23 protein-coding genes are annotated in these 21,922 nt (G+C 68.5%); 15 read left to right on the forward strand and 8 right to left on the reverse strand.

The annotated features are described in order from the left end of the window. Positions 1 to 2 precede the first annotated feature (2 nt). Complete coding sequence (locus ACIA03_RS22370; RefSeq protein ID WP_396986593.1) at positions 3 to 815, reverse strand: IclR family transcriptional regulator; 813 nt, start codon at positions 813 to 815, stop codon at positions 3 to 5. A gap of 220 nt (positions 816 to 1,035) precedes the next feature. Beyond that, positions 1,036 to 2,298 (reverse strand): TetR/AcrR family transcriptional regulator, encoded by a 1,263-nt coding sequence (locus tag ACIA03_RS22375; RefSeq protein ID WP_396986595.1) that lies wholly within the window; start codon positions 2,296 to 2,298, stop codon positions 1,036 to 1,038. Between the two features lie 107 nt (positions 2,299 to 2,405). On the opposite strand from ACIA03_RS22375, the gene ACIA03_RS22380 reads away from it, so the two are divergent. Continuing rightward, positions 2,406 to 4,199: an ABC-F family ATP-binding cassette domain-containing protein gene (locus tag ACIA03_RS22380; protein WP_396986597.1), complete on the forward strand. Its 1,794-nt coding sequence runs from the start codon at positions 2,406 to 2,408 to the stop codon at positions 4,197 to 4,199. A gap of 106 nt (positions 4,200 to 4,305) precedes the next feature. Here the strand turns inward: ACIA03_RS22380 and ACIA03_RS22385 are convergent, their stop codons facing one another. Further along, on the reverse strand, positions 4,306 to 4,794 hold the full coding sequence (locus ACIA03_RS22385; RefSeq protein ID WP_396986599.1) for a MarR family winged helix-turn-helix transcriptional regulator: 489 nt from the start codon (positions 4,792 to 4,794) through the stop codon (positions 4,306 to 4,308). Positions 4,795 to 4,902: 108 nt separating this feature from the next. On the opposite strand from ACIA03_RS22385, the gene ACIA03_RS22390 reads away from it, so the two are divergent. The 4 genes from ACIA03_RS22390 (at position 4,903) to ACIA03_RS22405 (ending at position 7,010) form a co-directional block, all read left to right on the forward strand. After that, entirely contained in the window at positions 4,903 to 5,700 is a 798-nt protein-coding gene (locus ACIA03_RS22390) for a methyltransferase domain-containing protein (protein ID WP_396986601.1), read from the forward strand. After that, entirely contained in the window at positions 5,700 to 6,077 is a 378-nt protein-coding gene (locus ACIA03_RS22395; protein WP_396986652.1) for a VOC family protein, read from the forward strand. The genes ACIA03_RS22390 and ACIA03_RS22395 overlap by 1 nt, the downstream gene beginning before the upstream one ends. A 149-nt stretch (positions 6,078 to 6,226) precedes the next feature. Then, complete coding sequence (locus tag ACIA03_RS22400) at positions 6,227 to 6,493, forward strand: metal-sensitive transcriptional regulator (RefSeq protein ID WP_008362591.1); 267 nt, start codon at positions 6,227 to 6,229, stop codon at positions 6,491 to 6,493. Between the two features lie 49 nt (positions 6,494 to 6,542). After that, positions 6,543 to 7,010, forward strand: a complete 468-nt coding sequence (locus tag ACIA03_RS22405) for a hotdog fold domain-containing protein (RefSeq protein ID WP_396986604.1) — start codon at positions 6,543 to 6,545, stop codon at positions 7,008 to 7,010. A 63-nt stretch (positions 7,011 to 7,073) separates the two neighbouring features. Here the strand turns inward: ACIA03_RS22405 and ACIA03_RS22410 are convergent, their stop codons facing one another. The 4 genes from ACIA03_RS22410 to ACIA03_RS22425 form a co-directional block, all read right to left on the reverse strand. Beyond that, positions 7,074 to 7,958, reverse strand: coding sequence for an amino acid ABC transporter permease (locus tag ACIA03_RS22410; protein ID WP_396986606.1), 885 nt, complete (start codon positions 7,956 to 7,958; stop codon positions 7,074 to 7,076). Beyond that, a complete protein-coding gene (locus ACIA03_RS22415; RefSeq protein ID WP_396986608.1) occupies positions 7,958 to 8,647 on the reverse strand; it encodes an amino acid ABC transporter permease in 690 nt (229 codons plus the stop codon). Before ACIA03_RS22415 ends, ACIA03_RS22410 begins: the two co-directional genes overlap by 1 nt. 73 nt (positions 8,648 to 8,720) lie before the next feature. After that, a complete protein-coding gene (locus tag ACIA03_RS22420) occupies positions 8,721 to 9,539 on the reverse strand; it encodes a glutamate ABC transporter substrate-binding protein (RefSeq protein WP_396986612.1) in 819 nt (272 codons plus the stop codon). 74 nt (positions 9,540 to 9,613) lie between these two features. Further along, complete coding sequence (locus tag ACIA03_RS22425) at positions 9,614 to 10,390, reverse strand: amino acid ABC transporter ATP-binding protein (protein WP_396986615.1); 777 nt, start codon at positions 10,388 to 10,390, stop codon at positions 9,614 to 9,616. 123 nt (positions 10,391 to 10,513) lie between these two features. Here ACIA03_RS22425 and miaB point away from each other — a divergent pair, with 123 nt between their 5' ends. Continuing rightward, positions 10,514 to 12,016, forward strand: coding sequence for a tRNA (N6-isopentenyl adenosine(37)-C2)-methylthiotransferase MiaB (gene miaB, locus ACIA03_RS22430; protein WP_396986617.1), 1,503 nt, complete (start codon positions 10,514 to 10,516; stop codon positions 12,014 to 12,016). Between the two features lie 106 nt (positions 12,017 to 12,122). Next, entirely contained in the window at positions 12,123 to 13,055 is a 933-nt protein-coding gene (locus tag ACIA03_RS22435) for a zinc metalloprotease (RefSeq protein ID WP_396986618.1), read from the forward strand. A gap of 90 nt (positions 13,056 to 13,145) precedes the next feature. On the opposite strand, the gene ACIA03_RS22440 is transcribed toward ACIA03_RS22435, so the two are convergent. Next, positions 13,146 to 13,337 carry an antitoxin gene (locus ACIA03_RS22440; protein WP_396986620.1) on the reverse strand — a complete coding sequence of 64 codons (192 nt, stop codon included), beginning with the start codon at positions 13,335 to 13,337 and terminating at the stop codon, positions 13,146 to 13,148. 161 nt (positions 13,338 to 13,498) lie between these two features. Between ACIA03_RS22440 and miaA the strand changes: the two genes are divergently transcribed. The 8 genes from miaA (at position 13,499) to ACIA03_RS22480 (ending at position 21,921) form a co-directional block, all read left to right on the forward strand. Further along, positions 13,499 to 14,383, forward strand: a complete 885-nt coding sequence (gene miaA / locus ACIA03_RS22445; protein WP_396986622.1) for a tRNA (adenosine(37)-N6)-dimethylallyltransferase MiaA — start codon at positions 13,499 to 13,501, stop codon at positions 14,381 to 14,383. A gap of 82 nt (positions 14,384 to 14,465) precedes the next feature. Continuing rightward, positions 14,466 to 15,389 (forward strand): helix-turn-helix transcriptional regulator, encoded by a 924-nt coding sequence (locus ACIA03_RS22450; protein ID WP_396986624.1) that lies wholly within the window; start codon positions 14,466 to 14,468, stop codon positions 15,387 to 15,389. 53 nt (positions 15,390 to 15,442) lie between these two features. Next, positions 15,443 to 16,072: a pyridoxamine 5'-phosphate oxidase family protein gene (locus ACIA03_RS22455; RefSeq protein WP_396986626.1), complete on the forward strand. Its 630-nt coding sequence runs from the start codon at positions 15,443 to 15,445 to the stop codon at positions 16,070 to 16,072. After that, the gene (gene dapF, locus ACIA03_RS22460) at positions 16,072 to 16,923 is read left to right on the forward strand and encodes a diaminopimelate epimerase (protein WP_396986627.1); all 852 of its coding nucleotides are present in this window, start codon (positions 16,072 to 16,074) and stop codon (positions 16,921 to 16,923) included. The genes ACIA03_RS22455 and dapF overlap by 1 nt, the downstream gene beginning before the upstream one ends. Positions 16,924 to 16,982: 59 nt before the next feature. Beyond that, positions 16,983 to 17,759 (forward strand): SDR family NAD(P)-dependent oxidoreductase, encoded by a 777-nt coding sequence (locus ACIA03_RS22465; protein WP_396986629.1) that lies wholly within the window; start codon positions 16,983 to 16,985, stop codon positions 17,757 to 17,759. A gap of 120 nt (positions 17,760 to 17,879) precedes the next feature. Further along, positions 17,880 to 19,511, forward strand: coding sequence for a substrate-binding domain-containing protein (locus ACIA03_RS22470; RefSeq protein ID WP_396986631.1), 1,632 nt, complete (start codon positions 17,880 to 17,882; stop codon positions 19,509 to 19,511). Positions 19,512 to 19,571: 60 nt separating this feature from the next. Continuing rightward, positions 19,572 to 21,056: a GTPase HflX gene (gene hflX, locus ACIA03_RS22475; protein WP_396986633.1), complete on the forward strand. Its 1,485-nt coding sequence runs from the start codon at positions 19,572 to 19,574 to the stop codon at positions 21,054 to 21,056. A 112-nt stretch (positions 21,057 to 21,168) separates the two neighbouring features. Continuing rightward, positions 21,169 to 21,921 carry an SGNH/GDSL hydrolase family protein gene (locus ACIA03_RS22480; protein WP_396986635.1) on the forward strand — a complete coding sequence of 251 codons (753 nt, stop codon included), beginning with the start codon at positions 21,169 to 21,171 and terminating at the stop codon, positions 21,919 to 21,921. Position 21,922: the final 1 nt, after the last annotated feature.

Raw genomic sequence — 21,922 nt, forward strand, 5'->3', positions numbered from 1 at the left:
GGTTACGCGGCGCTGGAGACGACCTCGTCGGAGATCGCGGCGGCGGCGCGGCGCAGGTGGCGGGTGATGCTGGCGGCGTTGAACCCGGCGGCGCTGCCGGAGACGGAGACGGCGGCGATGGCGCGGCCCTCCATCATGATCGGGACCGCGGCGCAGACGATGCCGAGCTGGGCCTCCTCACGGTCGAAGGCGATGCGCTCGCTGTTGGCGCGGCGGAGCTCGGCGAGGAACTTCGCCGGGTCGCCGTGCGAGTGACGGGTGCGCCTGACCAGGCCGGACTCGAGCACGGCCGCGATGTGGTCGCGGTCGCTGAACGAGAGGATCGCCTTGCCGAGGGCGGAGCAGGCGGCGGGCGCCCGCCCACCGACGTACGTGTCAGGCTGGATGCCGCCGCGGCCGGTGATCTTCTCCAGGATGACGATGTCGGTGCCCTCGAGGATGGCGAGGTGGACGGTCTTGCCGGTCGCCACGTAGAGCTCGGCCAGGTGTGGCATCGCGGTCTCCCGGATGCCCTGCGGCCGGCAGATCTGCACCGCGTTGCCGAGCTCGAACAGCCGGCGGCCGAGTACGTAGTGGCGCCCGGTGCGCTCCACGTATCCGCTCTGCTCGAGGTGACGCAGGAGGCGGAAGGCGGTCGACTTGGGTAGGCCCGCGGTGCGCGCGATCTCGCTGACACCGAGCTTGGGGCCGGCTCCGAGAAATGCCTCCAGGATCTGGAGGGCCTTCGTCGCAGACGGGGTCGCCGAGGAGGTTGTCCTCGGGGCGCCTTCATGGTCGTGCTGACTAGCCAGGGTGGGGATAGCAGAGACGCTCATGGGGGATCTCCTTTACTGAGCCGGAGGCACACCACGATGGGGGGATCTGGTGGCACCGACGCTCTGTGACAGCAGTCACTGTAACGATCGTTCCGGAGGTTGTGGTGGAAATGTTGGATAAATCTCATTCCTGACCTGCGGAAATAGATGACACGGCATACATTTCGATGTGTTTTCGACCGTTAGCGTCGTGGATCGACTGTAGATCTACGGTAGTAGGTCAGTGACTGATCTGTGTATGAAACGGCGTCGCTGTGACCAATTTCGCCAGCAGGTCCGAGGTCGTGACCGGCGGCATGTCGGCGCTGTCGAGCGCCTCGGCGAAGAGAAGTCCGTCTGCGATCACGAGCAGTAGTGCGGCCATCTCGTCGGCATGCTCTCGACCGTCCTCGCCGAGAGCTCCGCGGAACCAGCCCGCGAACTCGTCGCGCGAGCGGCGGCGTACGGCAAGGAAACGCTCCCGGCCGGGAAGCGGCTCGGGCCGTTTGGGGAGCACCAGCATGAGGCCGATCCGCAGGAACGGGGGCAGCAGGCGGAGGCTCGCCACCAGGGGCGTCAGCATCCGGGGGAGCTCGGTGGCGCAGTCGGAGTCCGCGCCCAGCGGCTGCCACGAGGAGTGCGCGCTGCTCCAGGCGCGGTAGGAGTCGTCCACCGCGGCCGAGAACAGGTCGTCCTTGTTCGTGAAGTGCCAGTAGACCGAGGAGGCGGGTAGCCCCGCCGCGGCGCAGATCCGGCTGATCGAAGCGCCCTCATAGCCGCTCTCCGCGGCGACCTCCAGCGCTGCCGCGACGAGCTTCTCGCGGCTGCTGCTCGCGCCCTCGTACGTCATGGGCGGCATCTCCAGGACCTCCGGGGCGGTCGTCGGGTCCAGCTTCCGGAGATGGTCCGCGACTTCGGCAAGTCCGTCGGCGAGCCGCTGCCGGAGCGGGTCCAGCTTGGCGTACGCATCGGTCTGGACGTGGATGAAGAGACCGTCGTGGGCGGCGAGGGTCAGCCGGGCGAGGGTCTCGATGTGGGCGGGCGGGAGGTCGACCGCCTCGGACCACCACAACTCGAAGCCGGCCAGCACCTGGGTGCGGATCTGGAGGAAGCGCTCGCGCGGGCCGTCGCCGACCGTGGGCCCGGACTCGAGGGCGAGCATGAGGCCCATCCGCCACCAGTCGGCCTTCGCGTCGCCGGTGTCCGACGTCGTACGCCGCAGGTTGGCCAGCAGTCCCTCGCGCAGGTCGCCGCGGCTCGGGGTCTGCTCCCACCGCGGGATGTTCCGGTGCCAGCGGGTGTAGCCGTGCTCGAGCGCCTCAGCGAGGAGCTGGTCCTTGTTGGAGAAGTGCCAGTAGAGGGAGGACGGGGGGAGGCCGGTCGCGCGGCGGACGAGCGCCATCGTCGTGCCGACATAGCCGCGCTCGGCTGCGAGGCGGAGCGCTGCTTCGAGGATCATCTGACGCGAGCCGTGGGTGTGCTCGCGGAGCGTCTTCTCGACCATTGCATGGAGTCTAGGCAGGTCAGGGGCTGTTCGTCCGCCCGGCGTGCCACTGGGTGGCCGCCGCGATGGTGGCCGCCTCACCGCCCTCGGGGACAATGGGAGGCGATATGGCGAACCTCCTCAACCTCGAGCACGTCTCCAAGGCGTACGGCATCCGGCCCCTCCTCTCCGACGTCTCCCTCGGCATCAGTGCCGGGATGAGGGTCGGGATCGTCGGCCGCAACGGCGACGGGAAGACGACGCTGCTGCAGGTGATGACCGGCCTGGAGGAGCCCGACTCCGGCCGGGTCTCGCGCCAGCGTGGCCTGCTGGTGGGGTTCCTGCACCAGGGTGACCAGCTCGTCGACTCCCACAGCGTCCGTGAGGCGGTGCTCGGCGGGCGATCGGACCACGAGTGGGCCGCTGTTCCCGCGCTGCGCGAGATCGTGGAGCAGCTGCTGGCCGGGATCGACCTCGACCGGGCGGTGATGGGTCTGTCCGGTGGCGAGCGTCGTCGCTGCGCGCTGGCCGAGCTGCTGCTCGGGGAGCACGACCTGATCGTGCTCGACGAGCCCACCAACCACCTCGACGTCGAGGCCGTGGCCTGGCTCGCCGCTCACCTGGCGGCGCGCTCGTCGGCGCTCGTCGTGGTCACCCACGACAGGTGGTTCCTGGACGCGGTGTGCCAGTTCACCTGGGAGGTCCATGACGGCCAGGTCGACGCCTACGAGGGTGGCTACGCCGCCTTCGTGCTGGCGAAGGCGGAGAGGCAGCGCCAGGCCGCCGCCTCCGAGGTACGCCGCCAGAACCTCGTCCGCAAGGAGCTGGCCTGGCTGCGCCGCGGTGCCCCGGCGCGTACGTCCAAGCCGAAGTTCCGCATCGACGCCGCCAACCAGCTCATCGAGGACGTACCTCCGCCCCGTGACCGCTTCGAGCTGCAGAAGTTCGCCACCCAGCGGCTCGGCAAGGACGTCATCGATGTCGAGGACGTCGACCTCTACCGCGGTGAGCGGCAGCTGCTGTCGCACGCCACCTGGCGCATCGGGCCAGGGGACCGGATCGGCATCGTCGGCGTCAACGGCGCCGGCAAGACCTCGGTGCTGTCGCTGCTGGACGGCTCCCTGCCGCCGGCGGTGGGCAAGGTACGCCACGGCCGCACGATCGCTCTCCAACACCTGACCCAGCAGCTCGACGACCTCGACCCCGAGGCGCGGGTGCTGCCGACGGTGGAGTCGATCAAGCGCGTCACCAAGACGACCGACGGCCAGGAGCTCTCGGCGACCTCGATGCTCGAGCGCTTCGGCTTCACCGGCGACAAGCTGGTCACGCGCATCGGCGACCTCTCCGGTGGCGAGCGCCGCCGCTTCCAGCTGCTACGTCTGCTCCTGACCGAGCCGAACGTGCTGCTGCTCGACGAGCCCACCAACGACCTCGACATCGAGACGCTCAACGTCCTCGAGGACTTCCTCGACGCCTGGCCCGGAACCTTGATCGTGGTCTCCCACGACCGCTACTTCCTCGAGCGCGTCACCGACTCCATCTGGGCGCTCCTCGGCGACGGCCAGATCTCCATGCTCCCGCGCGGCGTCGACGAGTATCTCGAGCGCCGCCTCCCGATCCCTGCCGAGCCGTCGGCCCCGCAGGCCGAGGCGTCGCTCGCGTCGGCCGAGGCGTCACAGGCAGGGCCGGCCAAGGCCAAGGCCGGCTCGGCCGAGGAGCGAGCGGCGAAGAAGGTCATCGCCAGGATCGACAAGCAGCTCGAGCGCATCGGCGAGCAGCAGCAGAAGCTCGAGCTCGCGATGGCCGAGTCGGTCAACGACTACGCCCGGCTCGCTGACCTCAGCGCCGAGCTGAACCAGCTCGCCGCGGAGAAGGACGAGCTCGAGCTGGAGTGGCTCGAAGCCGCCGAGGTGCTCGAGTAGCGGCTCGCGGCTGCTGTAACACGTCGTTCGTAGGACTACTCGCCCTATCTGGACGACCGGATAGTCCTACGAACAGCGTGTTACACCGCGCGCGAGCCGGCCGAGGTCAGGCCGAGAAGGGGACCAGCAGCCGGCGCAGCAGGTCGGTGAGCTGGCTCTGCTGGTCGTCGGAGAGACCGTCGAGGAACTCGCGCTCGGCGGCGAGCAGTGCTTCGAAGGCGCTGTCGACGGTCGCCTTGCCGTCGGGGGTGAGCCGGACGAGGACACCGCGGCGGTCCGCCGGGTCGGGGAGGCGCTCGACCAGGCCACGCGAGGCGAGCCGGTCGACGCGGTTGGTCATGGTCCCGCTGGTCACCAGGGTCTCGCGCAGGAGGCGGCCGGGGGAGAGCTCGTAGGGGTCGCCGGCGCGCCGCAGCGCGGCCAGCACGTCGAACTCCCAGGACTCGATCCCGGAGCCCGAGAACGCGTCGCGCCGGGCGAGGTCGAGGTGACGCGAGAGGCGTGAGAGTCGCGAGAAGATCTCGACAGGGCCCAGGTCCAGGTCGGGCCGCTCGTGTGCCCAAGCCTCGCTCAGGTCGTCGACTTCGTCGCGCATGACGTGAGCGTAGCCCAAGTTCGCCTCATCGAGAATCTTGACATCGAGACAAGTCGGGAGGACGATCTGAATATCTTGACGTCAAGAGAAATCGAGAGGACGTACGCCATGACCGCATGGGATCCCGAGCGCTATCTGACCTACTCCGACGAGCGTGGCCGGCCGTTCGCCGATCTCCTTCGCCGGGTCGACGCGGATCGGCCGAGGACCGTGGTCGACCTGGGCTGTGGGCCGGGCAACCTGACCGCACTCGCGGCTGACCGCTGGCCGGAGGCCCGGGTCATCGGCCTGGACTCCAGTGCGCCGATGATCGACAAAGCGCGCGCGAGCATCAAGGGCATCGACTTCGCGGTGGCGGATCTTCGCGACTGGGCCGACTCGGCGGCGCCGGGGTCTGTCGACGTACTCCTCTCCAACGCCACCCTTCAGTGGGTTCCCGGCCACCTTGACCTGCTGCCGGTTCTGGCTCGTGCCGTGAGCGATGACGGTTGGTTCGCCTTCCAGGTTCCGGGCAACTTCGACGAGCCCAGCCACAGGCTCCGCGAGCAGCTGGCCGCCGAGGAGCCGTACGCCGAGCACACCCGCCATCTCGAGGCTCCCGGTTCGCATGATCCGGCCGATTACTACGACGTGCTGGTGGGGGAGGGCTTCGCGGTCGACGCCTGGGAGACGACGTACCTTCACGTGCTGACCGGCGAGGACCCGGTCTTCACCTGGATCTCCGGGACGAGCCTGCGCCCCACCGCTGACGCCCTGGAGAAGGCCGGGCTCTTCGAACCGTTCGCCGAGGAGCTCAAGAACCGTCTGGCACAGGCCTATCCGGTACGAAACGATTCCGTAGGAAACAGTTTCGTCCTGCTTCCGTTCCGCCGCGTCTTCGTGGTTGCCCACAGGCTGGGCGCGTGATGCGCATCCACCACGTACAGGTCGGGATGCCGGCCGGTCGCGAGGACGAGGCCCGGACGTTCTATGCCGACGGGCTCGGGCTGACCGAGGTGCCGAAGCCGGCAGAGCTGGCCAAGCGCGGCGGCGCCTGGTTCCGCTCGTCCGGCGGTGCGGAGATCCATCTCGGCGTCGAGGACCCGCACCGACCGCAGGCCAGAGCTCATCCCGCGCTCGCGGTCGAGACCGAGGAAGACTTGGAGGCCCTGGGAGCGAAGCTGACGCGACTCGGCTTCGACGTCGATTGGAGCCAGCGCCACAACGCAGACGGCTTCCAGCGCTTCCACGTCCGGGATCCGTTCGGGAACCGTGTCGAGATCGTGTGGCCGACGGGCGACTAGCACGAACTTCTGGTCCGTGTGGGCGAAAACGGGAATCAACCAAAAAGAACCGTAACGCCAACTGGTCTGGACCGTTGTCCCCCGGGGGATACAACAACGAGCCAGGAATGATGCCAGAAACGATGGAAGGCAAGACTTTGACTGACGACGTGACCGTCCCCCAGCCTCGGGACGCGGAGACGACGAGCGTGGTCAATCGGGTCCGCCGGGCTCAGGGCCAGCTCGGTGGAGTGCTCCGCATGATCGAAGACGGCCGCGAGCTCGCCGATGTGGTCGGTCAGCTCAAGGCAGTGACCCGCGCCCTCGACAAGGCAGCTTTCGCTCTGCTCTCCAACGAGCTGCGCCGCGCGCACGCCGACGGAGATCGCCCGGAGCAGATCGAGGAGCTCGAGAAGGTCTTCCTCTCCCTCTCCTGATCTCGGGCCAGGAGAGGGGAGGAGGTTACCCTCGGGTAACCTGACTGCCATGAGCCAGCTCTACGACCTCTGGAAGTCCTTCAACCGTGTCCCGGTTGTCGGCAAGCGAGCATTCTCGGTCGCGTTCGCGAAGAAGGCGCCCTACTTCGGGTCCATCCACCCGCTGGTCAACCAGCTGCGACCCAACTATGCCGAGGTCATCGTGCCCAACCGCAGGGGCAACCACAACCACATCGGCACCGTTCACGCCATCGCGCTGTGCAACGGTCTCGAGATGGCGATGGGCGCCCTTGCGGAGGTCACCATCCCGCGCGACAAGCGCTGGATCCCCAAGGGGATGACCGTCTCCTACACCGCCAAGGCCTCCACCGACATCACCTGCATCGCGGAGACCGACCAGGAGCAGTGGGACACCGCCGACGGCGACCTCGCGGTGCGCGTCAAGGGCATCCGTGAGGACGGCACCGTGACCATCGAGGGCACGATCAACCTCTGGGTGACCCCGAAGAAGAAGTAAGAGCGGGTACGCAACGGCCCGCTGCCCCGAGGGGCAGCGGGCCGTCGGTTTGTCCTGATGGTGTCAGAGGTTGCCGGCCGGCATGCCGGCGGCGGTCGCCGTTTGCACGTCCGGGTCCTCCGCGGTGCCGACCGGGCCGGCGGTGTGACCGACCCTCCGCGTACGGGCTTCGACGAAGTTGGCCACGAGCCCGAGGATCGTGTTGATCGAGATGTAGATCAGCGCGACGACGATCGCCGCCGGGATCAGGTTGTTGTAGTTGCCCTGGATCTTGTTGATCTGGTTGAGCAGTTCGTCGTAGGCCAGGATGTAGCCGAGCGCGGTGTCCTTGAGCAGCACCACGAGCTGGGCGATGATCGCCGGCAGCATCGAGCGCACCGCCTGCGGCAGCAGGATCGTACGCATCACCTGCCCGGGTGAGAGCCCGATTGCGACACCGGCCTCCGCCTGACCCTTCGGCAGAGCGTTGACGCCGGCACGGATCACCTCGGCCAGCACCGAGCCGTTGTAGAGCATCAGGCCTAGGACCACGGCCCAGAAGACGCTGGTCTCGAGCCCGAGCGGCTGCTGCATGAAGTAGATGAACATCATCAGCAGCAGCATCGGGATCGCCCGGAAGAACTCCACGACCACGGCACTGGGGACGCTGATGAGCCGGCTCTGCGAGAGGCGGCCGACAGCGAAGACGAACCCGAACGCGAGCGCGAGCACCGCACCGACCGCGAAGGCGCTCAGCGTGCCCAGGAGACCGGGGATGAGGAAGTTCTCCCAGGCCGGCGCCTCGAGGAATGGCTTCCACTTCTCTGCAGCCCATTGCCCGGTCTCGTCGAGCTTGGAGAAGACGAACCAGGCCACCCAGGCCAGGGCCGCGAGGGCGACGGCCGAGTAGACCCAGTTGAGCGCCTTGCCGCGGGGGCCGGGGGCGTCGTACAGAACCGAGGCGCTCATTATCGGATCACCGCGAATCGCTTGGCGGCCCAGCCGGCGATGAAGCCGATGGGCAGGGTCAGGATCATGAAGCCGACCGCGAAGATGATGAAGATCAGCAGGATCTGGTCGGAGTTGCGCTCCATCAGGGACTTCATCTGACCCGAGGCCTCGTTGACCATGGTGGCGGTGGTGACACCGATGGTGACAGCGACCGTGGTGTTCTTGGTCATCGCGATCAGCACGCTGGCGAGCGGGTTGATCACCGACCGCAACGCCTGGGGAAGGACGATCAGACGAAGGTTCTGGGTGAAGGTCAGCCCGATCGCGCGCGCCGCCTCGGCCTGTCCGAGCGGCACGGTGTTGATGCCTGAGCGCAGCACCTCACACACGAAGGTCGAGGTGTAGACGCTGAGCGCGAGGACGGCCAGCCAGAAGTTGTTGCGGTAGATCAGGTCCTTGTCGAAGCTGAGGCCGAGTTGATAGCTCAGCCCGAAGAGCGTGAAGAACATGACCAGGGTCAGCGGAGTGTTGCGGAACGTGTAGACGACGGCCGCGCCGATCCAGCGCAGCACGGGAACCGGTGAGACCCGGAACGTCGCGAGCACCGCGCCGAGCAGCAGCGAGAAGATGCCGCTGAAGAAGGCGAGTCTCAAGGTCAGCCCGAACGAGGTCAGGATGACTGACCCGCTCTCGGAGATGAGGTCCATTGGTCCTTCCAAATGTCTTGCGCTGGACGTGCTGGCGGGGCAGGGGAGCAGACTCCCCTGCCCCGCGGGTGCCTCAGTAGCGGTCGACCTTCGGCGGCTCCGGCAGCTCGTAGCCGGAGTCGCCCAGGTTGTCGTTGAACGCCTTCTCCCAGGAGCCGTCCTCGAAGGACTTCTCGATCAGGTCGTTGATCTTGTCCCGGTCCTTGCTGCCCTTGGGCAGGCCGACGCCGTAGTTCTCCTCCGAGAAAGGAGCGCCGACGATCTTGAACTTGCCCGGGGCCTGCTGGGCGTAGCCCGCCAGGATGATGTCGTCGGTGGTCATCGCGTCGAGCTGGCCGCCCTCGATCGCGGTGACGCACTTGCTGTAGGTGTCGAACTCCTGAAGCTGGACGCCCTTGGCGTACTCGTCCTTGACCTTCTGGGCCGAGGTCGAGCCGGTCACCGAGCAGAGCTTCTTGCCGTCGAGCGAGTCGGGGCCGGTGATGTCGGTGTTGTCGGCAGCCACGAGGAGGTCCTGGCCGGCGACGTAGTAAGGACCGGCGAAGTCGACCTCGGCCTTACGCTCGTCGGTGATCGAGTAGGTCGCCAGGATCATGTCGACGGTGCCGTCCTTGAGGAAGGTCTCGCGGTTGGCGGAGACGGCCTCGACCCACTGGATCTGGTCCTCGTCGTAGCCGAGACCCTCGGCGATGTACTCGGCCATGTCGACGTCGAAGCCGGAGTAGTCGCCGTCGGCCTCCTTGAAGCCGAGACCCGGCTGGTCGAACTTGATGCCGATCTTGATCTTGTCGCCGCCGGCGTCAGAGCCGGAGTCGTCGCTGCCGCCACATGCGGCGAGGGAGCCGGCGAGCGCGAGGACGCCCGCGACCGCGGCGATCTTCTGGAACTTCATCGTTTCCACCTTCTGGAATGAGTGTTGAGTGTCATGCAGGTTTCGCGAGCCGACGGCTCACCCGAGACGTACGTTCAGTGTTTGAGGATCTTGCCGAGGAAGTCCTTGGCGCGCTCGGACTGCGGGTTGTCGAAGAACTCGCTCGGCGTGTTGGACTCGACGATCTGGCCGTCGGCCATGAAGACGACGCGGTCGGCGGCGACCCGGGCGAAGCCCATCTCGTGGGTGACCACGATCATGGTCATGCCCTCCTTGGCGAGGCTGACCATGACGTCGAGCACCTCCTTGACCATCTCCGGGTCGAGCGCGGAGGTGGGCTCGTCGAAGAGCATCACCTGCGGCTTCATCGCGAGCGCCCGGGCGATCGCGACGCGCTGCTGCTGGCCACCGGAGAGCTGGGCGGGATACTTCGCCGCCTGGACGCCCACGCCGACGCGGTCGAGCAGCTTCTTGGCCTCGGCCTCAGCCTCGGCCTTCTTCAGCTTGCGCACCTTCATCGGGCCGAGCGTGACGTTCTGCAGGATCGTCTTGTGGGCGAAGAGGTTGAAGCTCTGGAAGACCATCCCGACCTCGGCGCGCAGCTTGGCGAGGCCCTTGCCCTCCGCGGGCAGCTCCTTGCCGTCGAGCTTGATCGTCCCGGAGTCGATCGTCTCGAGCCGGTTGATCGCGCGGCAGAGGGTCGACTTCCCCGAACCCGAGGGCCCGATCACCACGACGACCTCGCCACGCTTGATCTCCAGGTTGATGTCCTGGAGCACGTGCAGGTCGCCGTAGTGCTTGTCGACATGGTCGAGCACCACCAGGGCGTCTCCCGAAGGTGCGCCGGTGGGTTCTGTGTCAAGCACGGTCATGTCGCAGACCTAACCACATCCTGCATTGCACATCCATGACTTGGTCCTCGGTATCGGTTACAAGCAGATAACTGGCCGGGATTTCCTGCCGTTGGACCCGCGCGCCGTACCCTTGAGGACGCTATGACCGTGTCCACCGCCCCGAGCACCGCATCGGCCCGTACGTACGAAGTCCGCACCTACGGCTGCCAGATGAACGTCCACGACTCAGAGCGCCTCTCCGGGCTGCTCGAGGATGCGGGCTATCTCAAGGCGACCGAGGGCGAGCAGGCCGATGTGGTCGTCTTCAACACCTGCGCGGTCCGGGAGAACGCCGACAACAAGCTCTACGGCAACCTTTCCCACCTCGCCCCGATCAAGGAGGCCAACCCGGACCTCCAGATCGCCGTCGGCGGCTGCCTCGCGCAGAAGGACCGCGACACGATCACGGCGAAGGCGCCCTATGTGGACGTCGTGTTCGGAACGCACAACATCGGCTCGCTGCCGGTGCTGCTGGAGCGCGCCCGGGTGCAGGAGGAGGCCCAGGTCGAGATCCTCGAGTCCCTCGAGGTCTTCCCGTCCACGCTGCCGACCAAGCGCGAGTCCGCCTACGCCGCCTGGGTCTCGGTCTCCGTCGGCTGCAACAACACCTGCACCTTCTGCATCGTCCCCTCGCTCCGCGGTAAGGAGAAGGACCGGCGGCCGGGCGAGATCCTCGCCGAGATCGAGGCGCTGGTCGCCGAGGGCGTCACCGAGGTGACCCTGCTGGGCCAGAACGTCAACGCCTACGGCGTGGAGTTCGGTGACCGGCAGGCCTTCTCGAAGCTGCTGCGTGCCTGCGGGGAGATCGAGGGGCTCGAGCGCGTGCGGTTCACGAGCCCGCACCCCGCGGAGTTCACCGACGACGTCATCGAGGCCATGGCCGAGACGCCGAACGTGATGCCGTCCCTGCACATGCCGCTGCAGTCCGGCTCCGACCGCGTCCTCAAGGCGATGCGCCGCTCCTACCGGTCCACCAAGTTCCTCGGCATCATCGAGCGCGTCCGGGCGGCGATCCCGCACGCGGCGATCACCACCGACATCATCGTCGGCTTCCCGGGGGAGACCGAGGAGGACTTCCAGGCCACCCTCGACGTGGTGCGCGAGTCGCGGTTCTCCAGCGCCTTCACGTTCCAGTACTCCAAGCGACCCGGCACCCCTGCGGCCGACCTCCCCGACCAGGTCTCTCCCGAGGTGGTCAAGGACCGCTACGGCCGCCTCGTCGACCTCGTCAACGAGATCGCGCACGAGGAGAACAAGAAGAACGTCGGACGTACGCTCGAGCTGCTGGTCGCCGAGGGTGAGGGGCGCAAGGACTCCGAGACCCACCGGCTCTCCGGTCGTGCTCCCGACAACCGACTCGTTCACTTCAACGCGACCGGTGCCGAGGGCGTACGTCCCGGCGACATGGTGAAGGTCGAGATCACCTACGCGGCGCCGCACCACCTGGTCGCCGACAACCCCGTGCTCGAGGTACGCCGCACCCGTTCGGGCGACGCCTGGGAGGCGCGCCAGGGGCGGACCGAGCCCGAGGCGCGTTCGGTGGGCCTGGGCATGCCCGCGGTCGGGGTGCCTGCACCGTTGCCCGCCGCACCGGCCTGCGGCTGATCGTTCGGCCGGGCGTTACTCGAACAGCAAATTCTCCGTAACTCCGTTCCCCCGAGGGTATTTCTGCCCTAGCCTGAGGCAACTTGTCTCAGGAAGGGATACCCCCATGTCGATTTCGAAGCTGGCCGGCAGAGCAGCGGCGATGGGCGCACTCGGAGTGCTCGTGGCATCAGGTCTGGCGGCCGCGGTGCCCGCGTCCGCGATGCAGGCGGCCGGAGGAGGCGGTGCCTGCTTCGATCCGGACGCGGTCGGCGCGGCCCGCGTCGCCGATGGGGCCAAGCAGGTCCGCGACACGAACCATCTGACCGCGAAGCAGGCCGACGCCAGGGAGAAGGCGCTCGGCAGTGCGCTCGCGGCGAAGGGGAAGCAGGCCGGCAGCGCCGACCTCGGCGCGACGAGCATCCCGACCTACATCCACGTCATCCAGGAGGACGCGACCACCGGGGTCATCCCGCAGGCGAACATCGACGCCCAGATCGACGTGCTCAACGCGGCGTACGCGGGCACGCCGTTCACCTTCGAGGTGGCGGGCCAGGACACCACGATCAACCCGGCCTGGTACCCGATCATCTCCGGCTCGGCCGGCGAGCGGGAGATGAAGTCGACCCTGCGCCAGGGCGGCGACAACGCGCTCAACGTCTACCTCGGCGAGATCGACGACGGCCTGCTCGGCTGGGCGACCTTCCCGACCAAGAACATCGGGTCGCAGGACGGTGTGGTCATCCTCGGTGACTCGCTCCCCGGTGGTTCGGCGGTGCCGTACGACGAGGGCGACACGGCCACGCACGAGGTCGGCCACTGGCTGCACCTCTACCACACCTTCCAGGGTGGCTGCCGCGGCAAGGGCGACCAGGTCGCCGACACCCCGGCCGAGGCGGCCCCCGCCTTCGGCTGCCCGGAAGGCTCCGACACCTGCACGGCTCCGGGCCTCGACCCGATCCACAACTTCATGGACTACACCGAGGACGCGTGCATGGACGAGTTCACGCCGGGTCAGGTGCAGCGCATGATCGACGGGTGGGTCGCGTACCGCGCCTGATCTGATCTGAGAAAGCACCGAGCGGCCCGTTGATGCGACGCGGGGAGCAACCCAGGTGGGTTGCTCCCCGCGTCGGGAAGTGCGGACGACTCAGGGGTTGTCCATCTTCTCGGCTTCGTTCTTGGCAGCCTCGACGCCCTGATCGATCTGGTCGCTGAACTTGCCACCGGTCTTCTCGTCGGCGAACTCGCCGGCCTTGTCCAGGCCATCGCCGACCTTGTCGGCGCCGACCTTGTCGACGCCCTGGCCGATGAGGTCCTTTGCCTTGTCCAAGAAGCTCATGCTTCCCCCCTCTGTTCGGTGGCTCCCCGTATGAGCCAACTAGCGGTCAGACTAACCACATGGAGTACGACAGCAACAGGGGGACACGCGACCCGGATAGGCCGCACGAGCTACACAACTTGGGATCTTCGGCCCAGTTCGTCGCTCCGATCGTGGCTGTCGTGGGTGCCACCGCGGCCGGGAAGACGTCGCTCTCCCTCGACCTCGCCGAGGCTCTCGACGGTGAGATCATCAACACCGACGCGATGCAGGTCTACCGCGGCATGGACATCGGTACGGCGAAGCTGCCGGTCGCCGAGCGCCGCGGGATCCCGCACCATCTGCTGGACCTTCTCGACATCGCCGAGCCGGCCTCCGTCGCCGACTTCCAAGGCTTGGCGCGCGAGACGATCGCGACGCTCCGGGAGGCCGGGAAGACGCCCGTGCTGGTCGGGGGCAGCGCCCTCTACACGCGCGCGATCCTGGACCGGTTCGAGTTCCCCGGGACCTCGGACGAGGTGCGCGAGCGGCTGGAGAAGGAGCTCGAAACCGCAGGTGAGAAGGCACTTCACGATCGCCTGCGAGCCCTGGACCCGGTCGCGGCCGGGCGGATCGAGATCGACAACGGTCGCCGCGTCGTACGCGCTCTGGAGGTCATCGAGCTGACCGGCCAGCCGTTCAGCGCCCGGCTGCCCGAGCAGGTCTACCACGACCCGGCCTCGATCCAGATCGGCGTCGACATCTCCCGAGAAGCCCTGGACGTACGCATCCGGCAACGCGTCGCGGAGATGTTCGAGGCCGGGTTCGTCGATGAGGTCGCCCGGCTCCTGGAGGCGGGTCTGGGGCGGTCGCGGACCGCGGCGAAGGCCATCGGCTACCAGGAGGTCACCGCACACCTCGCGGGAGAGATGACCTTGGCGGAGGCGATGGAGCGGACCGCCATCAAGACCAGGCAGTTCGCGCGGCGTCAGGACGCCTGGTTCCGCAAGGATCCTCGGGTCGTGTGGGTCTCCTACGACGATCCGGCCCGTCTTGAGAAGGCCATCGCGGCTGTGGAGGCGGTGTAACCGTGAGCGAGCGTCAGCGAGCGACAATCGGCCTCAGGCCGTCGCTTCCGTATCCTTGCCTCTGTCCAACGGAGGCGACGGCATGAGCGAGCGGGACCGCCTGCGGGAGCTGCTGGACGCGGTGCTCGACGGCGCCGACGCCGGGGAACCGCGCACGCTGGCGCAGATGGCGGGGGACGCCTACACCTCGCCCTACCACTTCAACCGGCTGCTCTCCCGCGGTGCCGGCGAGCCGCCGGTGGCGATGCGGCGACGGGTGATGCTGGAGCGGGCCGCGTGGCAGCTGCAGCACGGCGGCACCGTGACCGACGCTGCCTGGGCTGCCGGCTACGAGTCGGTGGAGGGGTTCTCGCGGGCCTATGCGAAGGCCTTCGGGCACCCGCCGAGCACCGCCGCGGTCAGCCACTGGCTCCCGGCGCCGAACGGCATCCACTTCCACCCGCCGGAGTCGTTGTGGGTCGACTCCCAGGAACGGGTGCTCGCACCGCTGACCGAGCAGCTGGTGATGCACGACGTCGACGACACCAGGAGTCTGCTCGATCTGGCCAAGGGCCTGTCCGAGGACCTGCTCACCGGGGTGCGGCTGCCGGGTCACGAGGTGCTGCCGTGGGACGGTCCGGAGGAGTCGCTCCTCCAGGTCCTGGAGGCCACGGTGTGGGCCAAGGAGTGCTGGGTCGCCTCCATCGAGGGCCTCTCGATGCCGGTCCGCAGCCGTTCCGGCTCGATCGTCGCGCTGGTCGAACGGCACGAGTCCGTCGCGGCCCGGTGGCTGGCGGTCGTACGCGACATCGAGCGCCGCGGGGCCTGGGAGGACCGGCTCGTGGACGCCCTGTGCGAGCCGCCGGAGAGCTTCCAGATGGGATCGGTGGTCGCCCACGTCCTGACGTACGCAGCCCATCGGCGTCTGCTGGCCCGGATGATGCTCCGGATGGCCGGTGTCGAGGTCGACAATGGCGACCCGATCGAGTGGCTGCGAGCTCGCCGGGGCGAGGTGCCGTCGGTCTGAGTTGCCCGCGAAATGATTCGGCCGCCCGAGCGCGCGCCTCGTAGGCTGGGGCGGTGACCCCTACCTGGACTGAGATCAGCACGCTCGAGGAGCTCGTCGACCTGGTCGGCGTCCCGAACGAGCGGGCCGCGACCAAGGGCCGCCCGGCGCTCCTCGACATCGACCGGGAGTGGCTCGCCGCGACGCCGTTCTGCGTGCTCGCGACCTCGGACGCGGAGGGCAACTGCGATGCCTCGCCCAAGGGGGATCCGGCCGGGTCGCTGGTCCACGTCATCGACGAGACGACGATCGCGATCGCGGAGCGACCGGGCAACAAGCGGGTCGACGGCTACCGCAACGTGCTCTCCAACCCGCACGTCGGACTCAACTTCCTGATCCCGGGCCGTGGCGACACGCTGCGGATCAACGGTCGTGCCCGACTGGTCTCCGACGCGCCGTTCTTCGACGACATGGCGGTGAAGGGCAAGCGCCCGATCCTCGCCCTGGTCGTCGACATCGACGACATCTTCTTCCACTGCGCGAAGGCGTTCCTGCGCTCGGGGCTGTGGGACCCGGAGACCTGGGATCCCGACCACCTCCCCAAGCGCGCGGTCATCGCCAAGCAGGTCGAGAACGACCCGCGCACGCTGGCGGAGATGGAGGACTACTACCGCACCGACACCTACTCGAAGCACCTCTACTGATGACCTACACGTATCTGAAGGGCCACGGCACGGAGAACGACTTCGTGCTGCTGCCGGACCTCGACGGGTCGGTGCACGGGGGTCTCTCCGACGAGGAGATGGCCGACCGGGTCCGGGCCCTGTGCGACCGCCGGGCCGGCCTCGGCGGCGACGGGATCCTGCGGGTGATCCGCACGGCCGCCTACACCGGTGCGGACCGCCCGGCCAGCGACGCCGAGTGGTTCATGGACTACCGCAACGCCGACGGCACCCTGGCCGAGATGTGCGGCAACGGCACCCGGGTCTTCGCCGAATACCTGCGCTCCGCCGGGCTCGCCGGTGACCAGGTCACCTTCGCCACGCGGGCCGGTGACAAGACCCTCCGCGCGGAGGGGGACGTCTGGACCGCCGACCTCGGCTCACCGAAGCTGCTCGGGTCGACCCAGGTCACTGTCGCCCACCACTTCTGGTCGGCCTGCAACGTCGACATGGGCAACCCCCACGCCGCCGCCGAGGTCGAGTCGATCGACCCCCACGGCCCCGTCGGTGACCTCTACGACTCCCCGGTCTTCGACGAGGCGGTCTACCCGCACGGGGTCAACGTCGAGTTCTTCGAGCGCGTCGCCGAGCGTCACGTCGCCATGCGGGTCTACGAGCGCGGCGCGGGCGAGACCCGCTCCTGCGGCACCGGAGCCTGTGCGGTGATGGTCGCGGCCGCCGAGGCCGACGGTCTCGCGATCGCGCGCGATGCTGATGTGACGTACCGGGTGGATGTGCCGGGTGGAACGCTCCATGTCACCTGGACGACGGACGATCGTGTTCTGCTCACCGGACCGGCGATCCTGATCGCCGAGGGCACGACATCGCTCTGACCGCGAGACGGTTAACGATTATTCACCTCTGTGGGGTGGTCACGTCTAAGGTGCTGCCCATGGAGTTGACTGATAGCACAGCGATCGTGACCGGAGCGGCCAGCGGGATCGGGGCGGCGACGGCCCGGGCGCTGGCGGCCAAAGGTGCGACGGTGATCGTCGCGGATATGCAGAAGGACAAGGGCGAGGCCCTGGCGGAGGAGATCAAGGGGCTGTTCGTGCCCGTTGATGTGACCGACACCGACCAGATCACCAACGCCGTGGAGAGGGCCGTGGAGATCGCGCCGTTGAAGGCGGTGGTCAACTCGGCCGGGATCGGGTGGGCGCAGCGCACCATCGGGCGCGACGGTCAGATCGGCTCGGCGCACGACCTGGACGCGTACAAGAAGGTCATCGCGATCAACTTGATCGGCACCTTCGACATGTGCCGCCAGGCGGCGACCTACATCAGCCGCAACGAGCCCGACGCCAACGGGCAGCGCGGCGCGATCGTCAACCTGGCCAGCGTGGCGGCCTTCGACGGCCAGATCGGGCAGGTGTCCTACTCCTCGTCCAAGGGCGGCATCGTCGGCCTCACCCTCCCGCTCGCGCGCGACCTCGCCGCGGTCGGGATCCGGGTCAACACCGTCGCTCCGGGTCTGATCGACACTCCGATCTACGGCGAGGGCCCGGAGTCCGAGGCGTTCAAGGCCAAGCTCGGCGAGAGCGTGCTGTTCCCGCACCGCCTCGGTGTGCCCGCCGAACTGGCGAGCATGGTCGTGGAGTGCCTGACCAACGACTACATGAACGGCGAGACGATCCGCGTCGACGGCGGCATCCGGATGCCACCGAAGTGACCGGAAGCAACCGAAGTAACACGCGCTGGTAGTACCCCGACGGCTGGCGCACCGCTAATGTGTGCGCCAGCCGCGGACCGTTCAGGCCGTTCCGCGGACGTCGGAGCAAGGGGAGTTCGCATGTCCGATAAGGCGGGCACCAGTACGTCGAAGGCGCTCGCGATCATCGAGCCCGAGGAGCCCACCGGGCCTGCCGGACCGACCGACGAGCCGCGGGAGCCGCGGCTCACGCGGGAGACGATCGGTGTGATCGCCGGCGCCGCCGGCGTCCTGGCCGTGTGCCTGATCGCGACCGCGCTGGTCGCCAACGGCAAGCCGAGCTCCAGCGGCGAGCGCACCTGCCTCGGCCCGCAGATGAAGATCGCGGTGGCTCCCGAGGCGGCGACCGTCGTGGGCAACATCCTCGACGACGCGGGCTGCAGTCAGATCGAGGTGGAGTCGGCCAAAGCCGACGAGATCCTCCAGCCGATGGCGCTCGGCGGCGCCCTGCCCGACGTGTGGATCCCCGACTCCTCTCTGTGGGTGGACCGGATCAAGCCGGCGGTCGAGCCGGTGACCCTGCGCACCTCGATGGCCTCCTCGCCGGTCGTGGTCGTCTCGGGCGACGGGCTGACCCGCACCTCCTACGCCGAGGCGTTCGCCGAGGACGACCTGCTGATGGGTGATCCCCAGCGGATGATGAGCGCGCTCGGCACCGTCGTCGCGGGCGGGGCGAAGCCCCAGACCGCGGCCGAGCTGGAGCCGTACGCCGAGCGGATCGCCTCCGGTGACGAGGCCGCCGCGCCGACCGACTCGGCACGTCTGGCCGAGCTGCGCACCGTGATGAGCGGGGTGACCGCGACCAGCGAGCAGCAGTGGTCGACGTACGCGCCGATGCTGAAGGCCGCCGCGCCGAAGGAGGGCACGGTCGTCCTCGACTACCCGGTCATGATCACCGCCGACTCCTCGCGCCGCAACGAGATCGCCTCGACGATCACCAGCTTCGCCCGCGTCCTCGACAGCGGCGCCGCCGACAAGGCGCTGACCAAGGCCGGGTTCCGCACCACCGGTGCCGGCAAGCCGTCCCCCAACGTCGGCGCGTACACCCGGGCCGACTCGGCCGCGGTGGCGAAGACCGCCTCGGACTGGGGTGACAAGCTGCGGCCCACCCGGGCGCTCGCGGTCGTGGACGTCTCCGGGTCGATGGCCTGGCTGGCAGGTCCCGCCAGCGCGACGACCCGCCTCCAGCTCACCCAGGCCGCGGTGTCCGAGGCCGTCGACATGCTTCCGGGCGGCGCCGAGATGGGGCTGTGGGCCTTCTCCGAGAAGACCGAGGGCAAGCTGGGTGGTGACCACGCCGTGCTCGTGCCGACCCATCAGCTCGCCTCGAGGAACCAGCGCGCACAGCTGACCGAGGAGATCGCCGGGCTCTCCGCGCGCACCGGCGGCGGCACCTCCCTGCACGAGACCGCGCTCGCGGCCTACCAGGACGCGGTCGCCTCCTACGACCCGCTCGCCTCCAACACCGTGCTCCTCTTCACCGACGGCACCAACGACGACCCCGGTTCGATGGACCTGGCCGAGCTCGTGAGCCAGCTGAAGGCTGCCTCCGATCCACACCGACCGGTCCGCGTCCTCGGCATCGGGATCACCGCCGACGCCGACCTGGGCGCGCTGCAGGCGATCGCCGACGCGACCGGCGGCGAAGCGTACGTCGCCGAGCGGCCGGAGGACGTCGAGACTGTTCTGCGAGAGGCGATCGGGCAGCGCTGAGAGGCGCTCTTGGATAAGCATTGTCCCCCGGGTGGTGCGGCGCCGTACTCTTGTTGGTATATGACGAACAACGCACACGATTTCTCACTCGCTGACGAGCTCGAGGCCACCGAGGACTGGGACGCGCTCGACGACTCGTTCGAGTCCGGCTACGCCGACGAGGATCCCGAGGACACCGACCCGACCGTCGGTGCGATGGAGCTCGCCGAGCGACACGCGCTCAAGCGCGTCGCCAGCCTGCGCACCGAGCTCGAGGACATCACCGAGGTCGAATACCGCCAGCTGCGCCTGGAGCGAGTGGTGCTCGTGGGCGTGTGGGCCGGTGGCACCCAGACCGATGCCGAGAACTCCCTGGCCGAGCTCGCGCTGCTCGCCGAGACGGCTGGCTCGGAGGTGCTCGAGGCGATCTACCAGCGTCGCCAGGCGCCCGACCCCGCGACGTACATCGGCCGTGGCAAGGTCGAGGCGCTCAAGGAGATCGTCGCCGCGACCGGCGCCGACACCGTGATCGCCGACGGCGAGCTGGCGCCTTCGCAGCTGCGAAACCTGGAGGACCGCACCGGGGTCAAGGTCGTCGACCGGACCGCCCTGATCCTCGACATCTTCGCCCAGCACGCCAAGTCCCGCGAGGGTCAGGCGCAGGTCGAGCTCGCCCAGCTCAGCTACATGAAGCAGCGACTCCGTGGTTGGGGTGGCAACCTGTCCCGCCAGGCCGGTGGCCGTGTCGCCGGTGGTGCCGGTATCGGTGGCCGTGGTCCCGGTGAGACGAAGATCGAGACCGACCGCCGCCGGATCAACACCAAGATCGCCAAGCTCAACCGCGAGCTGAAGGCGATGAAGGGCACCCGCGACACCAAGCGTGCCGAGCGCCAGCGCCATCACATCCCGGCGGTCGCGATCGCCGGCTACACCAACGCCGGCAAGTCGTCGTTGCTCAACCGGCTGACCGGTGCCGGGGTGCTCGTCGAGGACGCCCTCTTCGCCACCCTGGACCCGACCACCCGCCGCACCACCACCGAGGACGGCCGGGTCTACACGATGTCCGACACCGTCGGTTTCGTGCGCCACCTGCCCCACCAGCTCGTCGAGGCCTTCCGCTCGACGCTGGAGGAGGTCGCCGACGCCGACCTGATCGTCCACGTCGTCGACGGTTCCCACCCCGACCCCGAGGGTCAGCTGGCGGCCGTGCGTGAGGTCTTCGCCGAGATCGGTGCCGCCGAGGTGCCGGAGCTCGTCGTGATCAACAAGGCCGACATCGCCGACCCGCTGGTGATCGGCCGCCTGCTGCGCGCCGAGCCCCACTCGGTCGCGGTCTCGGCCAAGACCGGCGAGGGCATCGACGCAGCCATCAAGGCCGTCGAGACCGACCTGCCGCGGCCGGGCGTGGAGTTCTCCGCGCTGGTTCCCTACGAGCGGGGTGACCTGGTCAACCGGATCCACCAGCACGGCGAGATCGACCACCTCGAGCACACCGCCGACGGCACCATCGTCAAGGGTCGCGCCAACGCGGACCTGGCCGGCGAGCTGGCGGCCTTTCCCGCGTGATCCAGGACGCTGATCCGAGGCGCTGATCCAGCGCCTGTTTCGGCGTTTCGACATGGGCTCTGCCAGGCTCGTCCCGCACACTTGGGACGGTCGGTCGACGGAGGGGGCACGGATGCTCACAGAGGTACGCCACGCGGCTCGCGCCACGATCGTGAGCGCGCTGGCCGGTGCTGTCCTGGTGGCCACGCTCGCGGGCTGTGCCAGCAAGGACGACGGCGTGCTCCCGGGGCAGGACACGAGCCAGGGCACCACGGTGACCCAGGACATGTGCACCCGGCTGGCGGCCGAGTCGGTGACCCGCGCCTCGGTGGTGACCGGGGCCGGCGAGCGGGTCGTCGTGATCGGCGACTCCTGGGCCTCGGGTTTCGGACTGGACGACCCCGGCCTGTCCTGGCCCCGCTACCTCGACGGCGAGGTCCGGGTCTCCGGGTTCGGGGGCACCGGCTACGCACGCGGCTCGATGGCGACGTGCGGCCCGATCTCCTTCCCCGAGCGGGTTCCCGACGTGATCGCCCAGGGCGCCGACCTGGTCGTGCTCGAGGGCGGCATCAACGACTCCAAGAGCGACATCGCCGACGTCGAGAAGGGCTTCCGGGCCACCCTGGACGAGCTGAAGGGCTACGACGTCATCGTGCTCAGCTCGCCGAGGGTGAACTCACGCGCCAAGGCCATCCGGGTCGTCAACAAGATGATGCGGCGGGTCTCGGCCGAGTACGGAGTGACCTACATCAACGTCTTCGACCTCGAGCTGCCCATGCTCGCGGACAACACTCATCTCACGGTGGAGGGCCATCGGGAGTTCGGGGAGATCGTCGCCCGGCGGATCGCGGAGAGCCGATCGGAGACTGTCCCCGCCCACGGCTAAG

This window comes from Nocardioides sp. NPDC051685, assembly GCF_044453405.1.
Classification (GTDB): Bacteria; Actinomycetota; Actinomycetes; order Propionibacteriales; family Nocardioidaceae; genus Nocardioides.